The sequence below is a fragment of the Nostocoides australiense Ben110 genome (assembly GCF_001050535.1).
Classification (GTDB): Bacteria; Actinomycetota; Actinomycetes; order Actinomycetales; family Dermatophilaceae; genus Nostocoides_A; species Nostocoides_A australiense.
Map to the genome: position 1 here is coordinate 390,140 of NZ_HG764815.1, position 14,865 is coordinate 405,004.

The window sequence follows — 14,865 nt, forward strand, 5'->3', positions numbered from 1 at the left end:
CGGTCCTCCCAGGCAATGACGGCGTCATGCGCGCCCATCCGGGTCAGCATCGCCCCGATGGCGTCGCCGTCCCGGATGACGACCCGGTCGACGCCGCGCACATCGCGGGCCTTGGCCGGGATCTCCAGCCGCCGCGCGGCACCGACGAGCGCCAGGCCGGCTTCCGGGCCGGGACAGGTGATCTCGAGCGCCGACGACCGGCCAGGCTCGGTCAGCGAGCCATGGGCGAGGAAGGCACCACGCCAGGCGGCGACCGAGTCGCACATCGAGCCGCCGACGACCTTGGCGGGCAGTCCGCGCACCGGGCGACCGCGCGCGTCGATCAGTCCGGTCTGCCGGGCCAGGAGTTCACCGCCCTCGACGATCCGCACGACATACCGGCTGCCCTTGCGCAACCCGCCGGCGGCCATGACGACGACCTCGCTGCGGTGCCCATAGAGCTCGTAGACCTCTTTGCGCAGCCGCCGGGCCACGCTCGCGGTGTCGAGTTCGGCCTCGACGACGATCTTGCCGCCGATGATGTGCAGGCCACCGGCGAACCGCAGCATCGAGGCAACCTCGGACTTGCGACAGCAGGTCTTGGTCACCTCGAGGCGACTGAGTTCGTCCTTGACGGAAGCGGTCATGGCCATCGGGCTATGGTGCCATCCGCCGGCGGGTCTCGCTGAACCCGGGGGCCGCGCTCTTGGTCACCTCATCCCGTCCGCCGCTTCAGTCGCCGAAGATGTCCCGGTATGCCGCGGCGAGGCGCAGCGGGTCGTGGGCGCCGGGCGTTCTGGGGTTGGAAACGTCCGCGATGACGAGCCTCGCGCCGAGGCCGGCCACGGCCTCCTCGAGGGCGGCCACGTCGTCGACGATCGTGGGGTCGGCGAGGACGATGTCGAGCCGCAGGTCGGGGGCGTGCTCGCGCAGCGTCTCGATGTGCCGGACCGCGGAGAACCCCCGCGTCTCGAGGGTGTTCATCTCGAGATTGAGGGTGAGCAGGCGGCGCGCCGGGCTCGCGACGAGGGCCTGCCGCAGCTTCGGCACCAGCAGGTGCGGCAGCACCGAGGTGAACCACGACCCCGGGCCGAAGATGATCCAATCCGCTTGTGCCAGAGCGGAAATCGCCTCGGGGTGGGCGGGCGGATCGGGCGGGATCAGCGCCACGGACCGCACGTGACCACTGGTTTTCGCCACCCCGTCCTGGCCGCGAATCTCGGTGCACAGATCGAGCCGGTCCGGATCCAGGGCCACTTGCGCGGTGATGTCGAGCGGGACGGCCGCCATCGGCAGCACCCGGCCGCGGGCATTGAGCAGCCGCCCGACGAGGTCGAGACCGTAGACCGGCTCCGGATCGAGATCCCACAACGCGAGGATGAGCAGATTGCCCAGGGCGTGGCCGCCGAGCGGGCCGTCCCCCGAGAAGCGGTGCTGCAGCACATCCCGCCACTGGTGACCCCAGTCGCTCTCGGCGCACAGGGCCGACAGCGCCATGCGGAGGTCCCCCGGCGGCAGGACGCCGAACTCCTGGCGCAGCCGGCCGCTGGAGCCGCCGTCGTCGGCGACGGTGACGATCGCGGTGATGTCGTCGCAGACATGCCGCAACGCCGAGAGCGAGGCGGCCAGCCCGTGCCCTCCTCCGAGGGCGACGACGCGCGTCATTCGCGCCCCAGGTCACGATGGACGACGAAGGTGGCGAAGGCGTCACCCTCCAGTCGCCGCCCGAGCGCCTCGGCCACGGCAACGGACCGGTGCTTGCCGCCGGTGCAGCCGACGGCGAGGGTGACATAGCGCCGACCTTCGCGTTCATAACCGGCCGCGACGGTCTCCATGAGCGCCGCGACCCGATCGACGAACTCCTCCGCGCCCGGCTCGGAGAAGACGAACTCCGAGACCGGGGCGTCGGTGCCGGTGAGGCTGCGCAGCTCCGGCACCCAGAAGGGGTTGGGCAGGAAGCGCATGTCGAAGACGAAGTCGGCATCGAGGGGCACGCCGTACTTGAACCCGAACGGGACGACCGCCAGCCGGGTGCGCTGCTCGATCTGCGAGAAGAGCGGGGTGATCTTGCGGGTCAGCTGGTGGACGTTGAGTCCGCTGGTGTCGATCAGAACGCTTGCGCTGCTACGCAGTTCGCCGAGGAGCTTCCGCTCCGCCTGTATGCCGTCGAGCAGCCGCCCTTGTCCCTGCAGCGGGTGCGGCCGCCGGACGCTCTCGAAGCGCCGCACCAGTGCCTCGTCGGTGGCGTCGAGGAAGATCACGGTCGGGGTACGCCCGCTCTGGCGTAGCCGGTCGATCGCGCCGCTCAGCGAGTCGGAGAACTCTCTCGCGCGCACGTCGACGATCGCGGCCACTCGCCGATGCCGCCGGCCGGGGCGCCGCGAGACGCGGTGGGCGAGGTCGACGAGGTCGACGAGCAGCGGTGGGGGGAGGTTGTCGACGACGAACCAGCCGAGGTCCTCGAGGACGTGGCCCACCGTCGAGCGACCGGCGCCACTCATGCCGGTGACGATGAGGAATTCGACGTCGAGATCGGTGTCGGGGTCAGCCGAGGGCTGCGTCATCGGGTCCACCTCAGCGGCCGGCTCGCTCACGGGACCATTGTGTCGGATCGTTCGACGTCTGCCGGGTCGAGATCCGCCGGCCCATCCCCAGGGCCTTCTTCGTCGAGGATCTCGCCCGTCGTGAGGTTGACGGCGGGTTCGGCGGCGCTGCCCTGCAGGTGGCTCCATACGGCCTGGGCGAGGGCGGACCCGAAGCCGGGCACGACGGCGATCTCCTCGGGGGTGGCGGCGCGGATCTTCGCGACCGAGCCGAAATGCCGGCGCAGGGCTTTCTGGCGCTGCGCGCCGAGGCCGGGTATGCCGTCGAGTGCGCTCGTCGTCATCGCCTTGCTGCGCCGTTCGCGATGGAAGGTAATGGCGAAGCGGTGCGCTTCGTCGCGAACCCGTTGCAGCAGATACAGACCCTCGCTGCCGCGCGGGAGGATCACCGGGAAGTCGCTGCCCGGCAGCCATACCTCCTCCAGTCGCTTGGCGAGACCCACGCAGGCGATGTCGACGATCCCCAGCTCTTCGAGAACGCGAGCGGCCGCGTCGACCTGCGGACGGCCGCCGTCGACGACGAGAAGGTTGGGCGGGTAGGCGAACTTCTTGGCCTTACCGTCTTCGGTCTCGGTGCGTTCGATGCGGTAGCGGGCGAAGCGCCGCGTGAGGACCTCGCGCATCGCGGCGGTGTCGTCGACCTGTTCGCCCTTGACGATGAACCGGCGGTATTCGGATTTGCGGGCCAGCCCGTCCTCGAAGACGACCATCGAGGCCACGACATTGGTGCCTTGGACGTGGGAGACGTCGAAGCACTCGATCCGCAGCGGGGCCTCGTCGAGGCCGAGGGCGTCGGCGAGTTCGTCGAGGGCCTGGGCGCGGGCGGTCAGGTCGCCGGCGCGGGCGACCTTGTGTCGGGCGAGGGCTTGCTCGGCGTTGCGGCGCACGGTGTCGAGGAGGGCCTTCTTGTCGCCGCGTTGCGGGATCTTGACGGCGACCTTGGCGCCGCGCACCGAGCGCAGGAGCTCGGCCATGGCCAGCGGTTCCGGAGGCAGCACCGGCAACAGGATCTCGCGGGGTATGCCGTCGGCGGACTCCCCGCCGTAGACCTGCATGAGCAGCTGCTCGACGAGGTCGGGCACGGTTTCGCGGTCCATCTCGGCGACCCAGCCGCGCTGGCCGCGCACCCGCCCGCCGCGGACGTGGAAGACCTGGACCGCCATCTCCAGGCCGTCCTCGGCGATGGCGAAGACGTCGGCGTCGGTGGCGTCGGCGAAGACCACGGCCGAGCGCTCGAGCGCCTTGGTCATCGCCTCGATGTCATCGCGCAGCCGGGCGGCCTGCTCGAACTCCAGCTCGGCGGCGGCCTGTTTCATCTGGGCCGTGAGGCGCTTGACGAAGCGGCCGGTGTCGCCGGCCATGAAGTCGCAGAAGTCCTCGGCGATCTCGCGGTGCCGGTCCTCGTCGACCCGGCCCACGCACGGGGCGCTGCACTTGTCGATATAGCCGAGCAGGCAGGGCCGGCCCACCTGGCCGGCGCGTTTGAAGACGCCGGCGCTGCAGGTGCGGATCGGGAAGACCCGCAACATCAGGTCGAGGGTCTCGCGGATCGCCCACGCGTGGGCATAGGGCCCGAAGTATCGGGTGCCCTGCCGCTTGGCGCCGCGCATCACCATCGCGCGGGGGAACTGCTCCCCCATCGTCACGGCGAGATAGGGATAGGACTTGTCGTCGCGATATTTGACGTTGAACCGCGGGTCGAACTCCTTGATCCAGGAGTATTCGAGTTGGAGCGCCTCCACCTCGTTGGTGACGACGGTCCACTCGACGGAGGCGCCGGTGCGCACCATGGATGCGGTGCGCGGATGCAGGGCGGCGATGTCTTGGAAGTAGCTCGAGAGCCGCGAGCGCAGCGACTTGGCCTTGCCGACATAGATGACGCGGCCGTGGACATCCCGGAACCGATAGACCCCGGGATCCGTCGGGATCGACCCCGGCGCAGGGCGGTATGACGAGGGATCGGCCACCCGTGCAGCTTAGGCTCGCGGGCCGACAGCGGTGGATTCGCGCAGGTCAGGCCATGAACAATGGATCTAACGCTCTAGCTGATGGTGAGGTTGTCGCCATTCGTGGTGACGGTCTTCGCGGGTAACGCGGACGTCGCCGGGCCGGACACGACGGACCCGTCGCTGATGGAGAAGACGCTGTTGTGACAGGCACAGTCGATCGTGCTCGCGACCGAACTGACGATGCAGCCTTGGTGGGTGCAGACCGCGCTGAACGCCTTGTAGTCCCCCGCGCTCGGCTGGGTGACGACGACCTTGGCGTCGGCAAGGATGGTGCCGCCACCGACGGGGACATCCGCCTTCGCGACACTCGTGCCGCCGGCCGCGGCCGACCCGGATGCGCCGGCCGCTCCGGTGCTCCCGCTCGATGACCCATCGCTCGCACCGGATCCGCAGGCCGTCAGCGCCACCGCGGCGGCACTCGCTCCGCTCGCGGCGAGCATGGATCGACGCGTGGATTCGGCGATTTCGTGCGTCATCGGCATACCTCTCGTTGAGTCGTTACGGGCGCCCATCCTAGGCGAGCGGGATGTTTCTTGAGCGTTAAAACTCGGGTCCTGCGGTAACGAGACGACTACACAACCGGCGAGGCGTGTTGCTCCTTACCGATTTGCGGATACTGTGCGCCTACTCCGGCCAACCGCCGGGTCCGACGGGACGTGAACCGTCGGCACGTAATACAGGAGGAACACTCGTGCCCAAGCGCTCCGCCGTCTCCGTCGGCGCAACCTTGCTCGTCGCCTCGCTTGCCCTGTCCGCGTGCGGATCCCGCGGCGGCAGCGACACCTCATCGTCCGCAGCCGGATCCGGTGCCAGCGCCGGCGGTGCCACCAAGACCGCCAAGATCGGCGTCATCGCCCCGCTGTCCGGAGACCTGGCAGCGCTGGGCCTCGGCATCCAGAACTCCGTCGACCTGGCCATCAAGCAGGCCAACGAGACCAACGCCATCCCGGGCTGGAAGCTCGAGTTGGCGGCCGAGGACGACCAGGCCACGGCCGATGTCGGCAAGAACGCCGCCACCAAGCTGGCGGGCGACAAGGACGTCATCGGCGTCGTCGGCACCCTGAACTCCAGCGTTGCCCTCCAGGTCCAGCCCGTCCTCAGCTCGGCGAATATCGTCCAGGTCTCCCCCGCCAACACCGGTGTCTCCCTGACCAAGGGCGAGGACGCGGCGAACCCGGCCCGGCCGTTCAAGACCTACTTCCGCACCTGCACCACCGACGCCATCCAGGGCCCCTTCGCCGCCCGCTTCCTCTTCGAGTCGGGCATCAAGGAGGTCGCGACCGTCCACGACAAGAAGGCCTACGGTCAGGGCCTGGTCCAAGCCTTCACCGAAGAGTTCGAGAAGCTCGGCGGCACCGTCGTCGCGGCCGAGACGATCAACCCGGACGAGGACAAGTACGACGCTGTCGTCTCGGCGATCAAGCCGAAGAGCCCCAAGGCCCTCTACTACGGCGGCGAGTACCCCAACGCGGGCCCGCTGAGCCAGCAGATGAAGAGCCAGGGCCTGAACATCCCGCTCATGGGCGGTGACGGCATCTTCGACCCGAAGTTCATCGAACTCGCCGGGTCGACGTCCGATGGCGACCTCGCGACGTCGGTGGGCGCCCCGACCGACAGCACCGACTCCGGCAAGAAGTTCCTGGAGGAGTACAAGGCAGCCGGCTACTCGGACCCGTCTGCGGCCTACGGCGGCTATGCGTATGACGCGGCGAACTCCATCATCAACGCGCTGAAGACCTCGCTGGCGAACGCCGCCAGCGTCGAGGATGCCCGCCAGGCCACCGTCGACGCCCTCGGCAAGGTCAGCTTCGACGGCGTCACGGGCAAGGTCGCCTTCGACGAGTTCGGCGACACCACCACCAAGATCCTCACGGTCTACAAGGTGACCGGCGGAGAGTGGAAGACCGAGAAGACCGACGAATTCAAGTGATCGGCTAGGCCGATCCGAGGCAATGGCGTCGATGGGGGGCAGCACGCTGTCCGTCATCGACGCCATTGCATTCGGAGTGCGCGCAATGCGGTGCGCTCCTCTCGAGGCGTCGCGTTATCTCGATGTCGGCCCCGTTCGCTAGCTTTCTCCCAGCACTCGCGCTGTGACGCCGGTCACCCCCGGCGCGCGGCCTGACACCTAAGGAGCAGACCCTTCGTGGAGATCTTCCTGCAGCAGCTCGTCAACGGGCTGACGCTGGGCTCCCTCTACGCGCTGATCGCCGTGGGCTACACCGTCGTCTACGGCATCGTCCAGTTGATCAACTTCGCCCACGGCGAGGTGTTCATGATCGGCGCGTTCGGAGCCCTGGCCACCTATCTGCTCCTCTTCCAAGGCCAGACCGCGCTGTGGATCCTGCCGATCATGATCATCGGGGCGATGATCGCGTCGGTGGGGACCGCCGTGCTCATGGAGCGGGTGGCCTACCGGCCCTTGCGCAATGCCCCTCGCCTGGCACCCCTGATCACCGCCATCGGCATCTCGGTGTTTCTCCAGGAGTTCGTGCGCTTGTTCTTCGACAAGGTGCCCGGCACCGACTTCCCGTCCGCGAAGGCCAAGATCCCCTTCCCGCAGATCGACGTCGTCACCGGGAGGGCCTTCCACCCGATGGAGGGCGTCACTATTCAGCGGGCGGCGATCTTCACCGTGGCGATGCTCCTGCTGAGTGCCGTGGGCCTGTGGTGGTTCGTCAACAAGACCAAGCTGGGCCGCGGCATGCAGGCGGTCTCGCAAGACCCCGATACCGCACGCCTGATGGGCATCAACGTCGACCGCATCATCGTCGTCGCCTTCGCCGTGGGTGCCGCGCTGGCGGCGATCGCGGGCGTGGCACAGGGCCTGCAGATCACGAATGTCAACTTCAAGATGGGCTTCATCGCCGGCCTGAAGGCGTTCACCGCTGCCGTCCTGGGCGGCATCGGCAATATCCAGGGCGCCGTCGTGGGCGGCTTGGTGCTCGGGCTCGCCGAGGCCTTCATCACCCAGTACACCGGCATGCTGCCCGATCCCTTCGGACAGTTCGGCGGGTCCTCATGGAAGGACGTGTGGGCCTTCGCGTTGCTCATCGTCATCCTGGTATTCCGGCCCCAAGGCCTGCTCGGCGCGAAGGTGGTGGACCGCGCGTGAACCTGCCGACCCTCCCCGACACCCTCCGCGAGCAGCACTCCGGCAAAGGCTGGCCGCTGGCGCTCGTGGGTTCCCTGCTGCTGCTGGTCAGCGGCCTGCTCTCCTGGAGTTTCGACCCCAGCATCCTGGGCGACATCTCCATCGCCTTCTGGCCCGCCAGCCTGCAGCTGTTCGCGATGATCCTCGGCGCCGTCGGCGTCCTGCTCGCGCTCATGCACAGGGGTCCGCTGCACCGGCTCGGCGACTGGTTCGACACCGCCTTGGGGCTGCGCGCCCTCGGCACGGGGTCGCTGCTCTTCGTCGTGTTCTCCCTGGTCGCGATCGCCTCCGAGGCGGGTGGCCTGGTCAACGTCAACCCCGGCGGCTGGCTGGCACTCGCCGGCGCGCTCCTGCTGACGGTCGGGGCACGATTCGTGCCGCAGCGCCAGCTCAACAGCTTCGCCAAGGCCAAGGCGAACCCCGTTCTGGAGATCGTCGTCATCGTGCTCGGCATGGCCGCGATCCTTTTCGGTGCGGCATACGTCCTGGGACGAGACGACCCGTGGATCTTCGTCGGCTTCCTCGTCATGGCGGCCGTCGCCTTCATGGCCCTCGCCCGCGCCGGCTTCTTCACCTGGATGAGCCATGTCGCGCAACGGCACCGGCACGTGCTGACGCTGGCCGCCTTCGTCGTCGCGTTCCTGTTCCCGTTCACCCAGGACGGCTCGGACGCGAACATGTCGATCGCCACGCAGGTGCTCATATTTGCGGCCACCGCGATCGGCCTCAACATCGTCGTGGGTCTCGCCGGCCTTCTCGACCTCGGCTATATCGCCTTCCTCGGCTCCGGGGCGTATGTCGGCGCGATGATGTCGAATGCCGCCTCGGCCACGATCGGCTGGAAGCCGCCGTTCATCGTCGTCATGCTGATCGGTGCGTGCGTCGCGGCCACTCTCGGTCTGATCATCGGCTCACCGACCCTGCGGGTGTCGGGCGACTACCTCGCGATCGTGACCCTGGCCTTCGGTGAGATCTTCCGGCTGTCGATGTTCAACCTGGACGGCAACAACGGGCCGGACCTGACCAACGGCCCCAACGGCATACCCGGCATCCCGGATCTGAACCTCTTCGGCTTCGACTTCGGCAAGCCGCATACCGTCTTCGGGATCCAGCTCGGCCGGTTCAGCAACTACTACTTCATCCTGTTGCTGCTCATCGGGTTCATCATCCTGGTCTTCACCCGGCTCAACAACAGCCGGATCGGACGCGGCTGGGTGGCCATCCGCGAGGATGAGCGTGCGGCGGAGGCGATGGGGGTCAACACCTTCGGCCTGAAGCTGCTCGGCTTCGCCGTCGGTGCTTTCCTCGCCGGGCTCGCCGGGACGATCAAGGCGCACCAGGACACGGCGGCCTCCCCCGACCAGTACATCTTCCTCGAGTCCGCGTTCCTTCTCGCCGCCGTCGTGCTCGGCGGTATGGGGACCGTTGCCGGCGTCCTGATCGGCGCCACCATCCTGAAACTGCTGCCCGAGAAGCTGCGCTTCTTCAGCGAGTACCGGCTGCTGCTCTTCGGTCTCCTCCTCGTCATCATGATGCGGGTGCGCCCCGAGGGCCTGATCGCCAGCAAACGACGGCAACTGGAGTTCCACGAGGACGACGAGGAACTCGCCCAAGAGGTCCAAGCCGACCATCTGATCGACGCCGCACCGGAGGCAGCCCGATGACCGTGATCGACACCGAGGTCCAGGACGGCCGAGCCCGCCCCCAACGCGGTGCCAAGGTGCTGGACGCCGAGCAGGTCACCATGCGCTTCGGCGGTCTGGTGGCTGTGAACAAGGTCGACTTCGACGTCCACGAGGGCGAGATCGTCGGCCTGATCGGGCCCAACGGCGCCGGCAAGACGACGTTCTTCAACTGCCTGACCGGTATGTACAAGCCGACGTCGGGAACGGTGAAGTTCTACGGCGAGGTGTTGCCGCCCAAGCCCCGTGCGGTGGTCAAAGCGGGGATGGCGCGGACGTTCCAGAACATCCGGCTCTTCGGCAATATGACGGCACTCGAGAACGTCATGGTGGGGCGCTACTGCCGCACCACCTCCGGCGCGATCACGTCGGTGCTCCACGGGCCGAAGTACCGCCGCGAGGAGGCCGAATCCCGCTCGCGGGCGCAGGAATTGCTCGACTTCGTCGGGCTCGGCAAGTCCAGCGAGTTGCTGGCGCGCAATATGCCGTATGGCGACCAGCGGCGCCTGGAGATCGCCCGGGCGCTGGCGACGGACCCCAAGCTGATCCTGCTCGACGAACCCACGGCCGGCATGAACCCGCTGGAGACGCAGCAGGCCATGGACCTGATCTTCAAGATCCGTGACCAAGGCCTGGCCGTCGTCGTCATCGAGCACGACATGCGGTTCATCTTCCAGCTCTGCGACCGGGTGCTGTGTCTCGTGCGCGGCGAGGCCCTCGTGTGGGGCACACCCGGTGAAGTGCAATCCGATCCGCGCGTCGTCGAGGCCTATATCGGCGGCAGCGAACTCGAGGACGACGAGGACGAGGTGCAGGCATGAGTCACGCGGTTCACGAATCCGACCTGACCCGACCCGCATCGGCCCCGGCAATGCTGGAGGTCAAGGACCTCGAGGTCAGCTATGGCAAGATCAAGGCCGTCAAGGGGATCTCGTTCACGGTCGGCCAGGGCGAGGTCGTCTCGCTCATCGGCACCAATGGCGCCGGCAAGACCACGACCCTGCGGACGATCTCGGGCCTGCTGCGCCCGAGTGCGGGCTCGATCACCTTCCAGGGCAAGCGGATCGACGACGTGCCCGCGCACGAGATCGTGGTGCTCGGCATCGCGCACTGCCCCGAGGGCCGGCGCATCTTCCCGCAGATGACCGTCGAGGAGAACCTCCTTCTCGGCGCCTTCACTCGCGAAGACGGCGAGATCGGCAAGGACCTGCAGGAGGCCTACGAGCTGTTCCCGATCTTGCAGGAACGCTCCAAGCAGCCGGCGGGCACGTTCTCCGGCGGTGAGCAGCAGATGCTCGCCATGGGACGTGCGATGATGTCGCGACCCAAGCTGCTGATGCTGGACGAGCCGTCGATGGGCCTGTCGCCGCTGATGATGAAGCGCATCATGACGACCGTCCGCACGCTGCAGGACCGCGGCACCACCATCCTGCTCGTCGAGCAGAACGCGCAGGCCGCCCTGCGCTTGGCCAACAAGGGCTACGTCCTCGAGGTCGGCAAGGTCGTGCTCCAAGGCACCGGCCGGGAGCTGCTCACCTCCGACGACGTCCGCAAGGCCTACCTGGGAGAAGACTGACCGCCCGACTAGCCGGACTGGGCGACAGGGGTGTACACGGCGAGGAAGACCCCGACCATGTGCACGACGAAGGCCGCGATGGTGAAGGCGTGGAACACCTCGTGGAAGCCGAACCACCGCGGGATCGGGTTGGGACGCTTGATGCCGTAAACGAGGCCGCCGAGGGTATAGAGGATGCCACCGACGAGCACGAGCGTCAGGACGGCCACGCCGCCGCGCTGCAGGAAGTCGGGCAGGTAGAAGACGGCGGTCCAGCCCAGCGCGACATACGCGGGCGTGTAGAGCCAGCGGGGGGCGCCGACCCAGAACACCCGGAAGGCGACCCCGAGCAGCGCGCCACTCCATACGATCCACAACAGGGTGCGGGCCTGGTCCGGCGGGAGCAAGAGCACGGTGAACGGCGTGTAACTGCCCGCGATGATGACGAAGATATTGGAGTGGTCGATGCGCTTGAGCAGGCGCGCGACGCGAGGGGACCAGTGGCCCCGGTGATAGAGCGCGCTCGTGCCGAACAGGGCCGCAGCGCTGAGGGCGAACACGGCGCAGGCGATGCGACCTCGCCCGGGTGGGGCCAGGCCGACGAGGACGATCCCGGCCACCACGGCGAGCGGGAAGGCGCCCAGATGCAACCAGCCCCGCAACTTCGGCTTGACCTGATCGAGCACCCCGCCGGCCGCATCGGCCAGGGCGGAGCCACGCGTTGGTTCAGACGCTGCCGCGTTCACCCCTCCAGCGTAACCTACGCAACCGTAGGTTACTTGCCGGTAGTTCGCGAATCGAGGCTTGGGAAGTTCGGATGGGGGGATTGTCGGAGGTGCCGCCTAGCATTGCCGTCGTGACGATCTCGACCTCGAAACGTGGCGCCGGAAGCCGGCTCCACGACAAGCTCATCGTGCGTGGCGCACGGGAGCACAACCTCAAGGACGTCTCGGTGGAACTGCCCCGAGACAGCCTTGTCGTCTTCACCGGGCTGTCCGGGTCGGGCAAGTCCTCGCTCGCGTTCGACACCATTTTCGCCGAGGGTCAGCGGCGATATGTCGAGTCGCTGTCGGCGTATGCGCGCCAGTTCCTCGGGCAGATGGACAAGCCCGATGTCGACTTCATCGAAGGGCTCTCCCCCGCCGTCTCCATCGACCAGAAGTCGACCAACCGCAACCCGCGCTCGACGGTGGGCACGATCACCGAGGTCCACGACTACCTGCGTCTGCTGTATGCCCGAGCCGGTCGCCCCCACTGCCCCGTGTGCATGGAGCCGATCACCAAACAGACTCCGCAGCAGATCGTCGACCGGCTGATGGAGTTGCCCGACGGCACGCGCTTCCAGGTGCTCGCGCCGGTGGTGCGGGCTCGCAAGGGCGAGTATGTCGAGCTGTTCCACGAGCTGCAGAGCAAGGGGTTCGCGCGGGCGCGGGTGGACGGGCAGGTGGTCACCCTCTCCGATCACCCCAAGTTGGAGAAGCAGGTCAAACACACCATCGACGTCGTCGTCGACCGGTTGGTGGCCAAGAACTCCGACAGTGAGGCGGGGCGCTCGGCCAAGCGCCGGCTCACCGACTCGGTCGAGACGGCGCTCTCGCTGGCCGGTGGGCTGCTCGTGGTGGACTTCGTCGACCTGCCGGCCGACGACCCCGGGCGGGAGCGGCGCTTCTCGGAGCGGATGGCGTGCCCCAACGAGCACCCGCTGGCGATGGACGAGATCGAGCCGCGCTCCTTCTCCTTCAACAGCCCCTTCGGGGCGTGCCCCAAGTGCACGGGTATCGGCGTCGAACTCGAAGTCGATCCGGAACTCATCGTCCCGGACGAGGACTTGTCCCTGGCGCAGGGAGCCATTGCGCCATGGGGCCAGGGCAGCGGCTCGGCCGAATACTTCCAGCGGGTCTTGACGGCGCTCGCCGAGGACCTGACGTTCTCGATGGACACGCCGTGGAAGGCACTGCCAGAGCGCGCGAAAACCGCTGTCCTGCATGGCAAGAACCATCAGGTCCATGTGCGCTACCGCAACCGTTACGGCCGTGAGCGCTCCTACAGCACCGGCTTCGAGGGGGCGGTGCCGTTCGTCAAACGCCGTCATGCCGAGACCGAGTCCGACTGGAGCCGGGAGCGGTATGAGGGCTACATGCGTGAGGTGCCCTGCCCCGCCTGTGCGGGTACGCGCCTGAAGCCCGAGTCCCTGGCGGTGCTCATCGGCGGGCAGTCGATCGCCGCCGTGTCGAGGCTGTCGATCAAGGAGGCGGCCGGTTTCCTCGAAGCGGTCGACTTCACGACGCGCGAGCGCGCCATCGCCGAGCGGGTGATCAAGGAGATCAACGCCCGGCTGGGCTTCCTGCTCGATGTGGGACTGGACTACCTGTCGCTGGACCGGCCGGCGGGGACGTTGTCCGGCGGCGAGGCGCAGCGGATCCGGCTCGCGACCCAGATCGGCTCCGGGTTGGTGGGGGTGCTCTACGTCCTCGACGAGCCGTCGATCGGCCTGCATCAGCGCGACAACCACCGGCTCATCGAGACACTGGAGCGGCTGCGCGACCTCGGCAACACCCTCATCGTCGTCGAGCACGACGAGGACACCATCGAGCACGCCGACTGGGTTGTCGACATCGGGCCGGGCGCCGGTGAACACGGTGGCCACGTCGTGCACTGCGGGCCGGTGACCGACCTGCTCAGCCACCCCGATTCCATTACGGGGCAATATCTTTCGGGGCGGCTCGACATCCCCGCTCCCCCGGTGCGGCGGCCCATCGACCGGCAGCGCATGGTCAAGGTCGTCGGTGCCAAGGAGCACAACCTCGACGACGTCACCGTGTCCTTCCCGCTCGGCACCTTCGTAGCCGTGACGGGCGTGTCCGGGTCGGGCAAGTCGACGCTGGTCAACGACATCCTCTACAACGTGCTGGCCAACAAGCTCAACGGCGCCCGGCACGTGCCCGGCCGGCACAAGTCGGTCACGGGGTTGGAGCACCTCGACAAGGTCGTGCACGTCGACCAGAGCCCCATCGGGCGGACGCCGCGGTCGAATCCTGCGACCTATACGGGCGTGTTCGACCACATCCGCAAGCTCTTCGCCACGACCACGGAGGCGAAGATCCGCGGCTACCAGCAGGGCCGGTTCTCCTTCAATGTCAAGGGCGGGCGCTGCGAGGCCTGCTCGGGTGACGGCACGATCAAGATCGAGATGAACTTCCTGCCGGATGTCTATGTGCCGTGCGAGGTGTGCCATGGGGCGCGTTACAACCGCGAGACCCTTGAGGTGCACTTCAAGGGCAAGACGATCGCCGACGTGCTCAACATGCCGATCGAGGAGGCGGAGGAGTTCTTCGCGGCGGTGCCGGCGATCGCGCGCCACATGTCGACGCTCAATGCGGTCGGTCTGGGGTATGTCCGGCTGGGCCAGCCGGCGACGACGCTATCCGGTGGCGAGGCGCAGCGCGTCAAACTGGCCTCCGAGCTGCAGAAGCGCTCGACCGGCCGGACGATCTATGTGCTCGACGAGCCGACGACCGGCCTGCACTTCGAGGACATTCGCAAGCTGCTGATCGTCCTGCAGGGACTGGTCGACAAGGGCAACACGGTGATCGTCATCGAGCACAACCTCGACGTCATCAAGAACGCCGACTGGATCATCGACATGGGACCCGAGGGTGGGTCCGGCGGTGGCCGCGTGATCGCCCAAGGCACTCCCGAAGATGTTGCGGCAGATCAGGATTCGCACACCGGGCGCTTCCTGGCGCCGATTCTGGAGCGTTCCGCCCGGACCCCGCACCGAGCCTCCGCGACGGTGCAGGCCACGGCGAAGAAGGCGACCGCAACCAAGACCACGGCAACCAAGGCCACGGCAACCAAGGCTACGGCAACCAAGGCTACGGCA

At 67.7% G+C, this 14,865-nt stretch carries 12 protein-coding genes; 6 read left to right on the top strand and 6 right to left on the bottom strand.

All coding sequences use genetic code 11. The features are described 5' to 3' along the window. From whiA to BN11_RS01830, 5 genes are all read right to left on the bottom strand, one after another. The coding region (gene whiA / locus BN11_RS01810) for a DNA-binding protein WhiA (RefSeq protein ID WP_048700589.1) at positions 1-632 on the bottom strand (632 nt) is incomplete at its 3' end. Positions 633-711: 79 nt separating this feature from the next. Further along, positions 712-1,644, bottom strand: coding sequence for a gluconeogenesis factor YvcK family protein (locus BN11_RS01815; protein WP_048693695.1), 933 nt, complete (start codon positions 1,642-1,644; stop codon positions 712-714). Beyond that, positions 1,641-2,543 carry an RNase adapter RapZ gene (rapZ, locus tag BN11_RS01820; RefSeq protein ID WP_048700591.1) on the bottom strand — a complete coding sequence of 301 codons (903 nt, stop codon included), beginning with the start codon at positions 2,541-2,543 and terminating at the stop codon, positions 1,641-1,643. Before rapZ ends, BN11_RS01815 begins: the two co-directional genes overlap by 4 nt. 26 nt (positions 2,544-2,569) lie before the next feature. After that, complete coding sequence (gene uvrC / locus BN11_RS01825; protein WP_048693698.1) at positions 2,570-4,549, bottom strand: excinuclease ABC subunit UvrC; 1,980 nt, start codon at positions 4,547-4,549, stop codon at positions 2,570-2,572. A gap of 74 nt (positions 4,550-4,623) precedes the next feature. Beyond that, positions 4,624-5,067, bottom strand: a complete 444-nt coding sequence (locus BN11_RS01830) for a Rieske (2Fe-2S) protein (RefSeq protein WP_048700593.1) — start codon at positions 5,065-5,067, stop codon at positions 4,624-4,626. A gap of 215 nt (positions 5,068-5,282) precedes the next feature. On the opposite strand from BN11_RS01830, the gene BN11_RS01835 reads away from it, so the two are divergent. From BN11_RS01835 to BN11_RS01855, 5 genes are all read left to right on the top strand, one after another. Next, positions 5,283-6,521 carry a branched-chain amino acid ABC transporter substrate-binding protein gene (locus BN11_RS01835; RefSeq protein ID WP_048693701.1) on the top strand — a complete coding sequence of 413 codons (1,239 nt, stop codon included), beginning with the start codon at positions 5,283-5,285 and terminating at the stop codon, positions 6,519-6,521. A gap of 216 nt (positions 6,522-6,737) precedes the next feature. Further along, positions 6,738-7,706, top strand: coding sequence for a branched-chain amino acid ABC transporter permease (locus tag BN11_RS01840; protein WP_048693703.1), 969 nt, complete (start codon positions 6,738-6,740; stop codon positions 7,704-7,706). Continuing rightward, positions 7,703-9,409, top strand: coding sequence for a branched-chain amino acid ABC transporter permease (locus tag BN11_RS01845; protein ID WP_048693706.1), 1,707 nt, complete (start codon positions 7,703-7,705; stop codon positions 9,407-9,409). Before BN11_RS01840 ends, BN11_RS01845 begins: the two co-directional genes overlap by 4 nt. Next, positions 9,406-10,248 carry an ABC transporter ATP-binding protein gene (locus BN11_RS01850; RefSeq protein WP_048693710.1) on the top strand — a complete coding sequence of 281 codons (843 nt, stop codon included), beginning with the start codon at positions 9,406-9,408 and terminating at the stop codon, positions 10,246-10,248. The genes BN11_RS01845 and BN11_RS01850 overlap by 4 nt, the downstream gene beginning before the upstream one ends. A 50-nt stretch (positions 10,249-10,298) precedes the next feature. Continuing rightward, positions 10,299-11,003, top strand: coding sequence for an ABC transporter ATP-binding protein (locus BN11_RS01855; RefSeq protein WP_201329342.1), 705 nt, complete (start codon positions 10,299-10,301; stop codon positions 11,001-11,003). A gap of 8 nt (positions 11,004-11,011) precedes the next feature. Here BN11_RS01855 and trhA read toward each other — a convergent pair whose 3' ends face one another. Next, positions 11,012-11,728 carry a PAQR family membrane homeostasis protein TrhA gene (gene trhA / locus BN11_RS01860; RefSeq protein WP_048693714.1) on the bottom strand — a complete coding sequence of 239 codons (717 nt, stop codon included), beginning with the start codon at positions 11,726-11,728 and terminating at the stop codon, positions 11,012-11,014. A gap of 71 nt (positions 11,729-11,799) precedes the next feature. Here trhA and uvrA point away from each other — a divergent pair. Continuing rightward, a partial coding sequence (gene uvrA, locus BN11_RS01865) for an excinuclease ABC subunit UvrA (RefSeq protein WP_083433450.1) occupies positions 11,800-14,865 on the top strand: 3,066 nt, incomplete at its 3' end.

What these genes read in the sequence shown, in the direction of transcription:
- BN11_RS01815 (WP_048693695.1), bottom strand. Translation starts at nt 1,644, where the DNA reads ATGACGCGCGTCGTCGCCCTCGGAGGAGGGCACGGGCTGGCCGCCTCG.
- rapZ (WP_048700591.1), bottom strand. Translation starts at nt 2,543, where the DNA reads ATGACGCAGCCCTCGGCTGACCCCGACACCGATCTCGACGTCGAATTC.
- BN11_RS01830 (WP_048700593.1), bottom strand. Translation starts at nt 5,067, where the DNA reads ATGACGCACGAAATCGCCGAATCCACGCGTCGATCCATGCTCGCCGCG.
- BN11_RS01850 (WP_048693710.1), top strand. Translation starts at nt 9,406, where the DNA reads ATGACCGTGATCGACACCGAGGTCCAGGACGGCCGAGCCCGCCCCCAA.
- BN11_RS01855 (WP_201329342.1), top strand. Translation starts at nt 10,299, where the DNA reads ATGCTGGAGGTCAAGGACCTCGAGGTCAGCTATGGCAAGATCAAGGCC.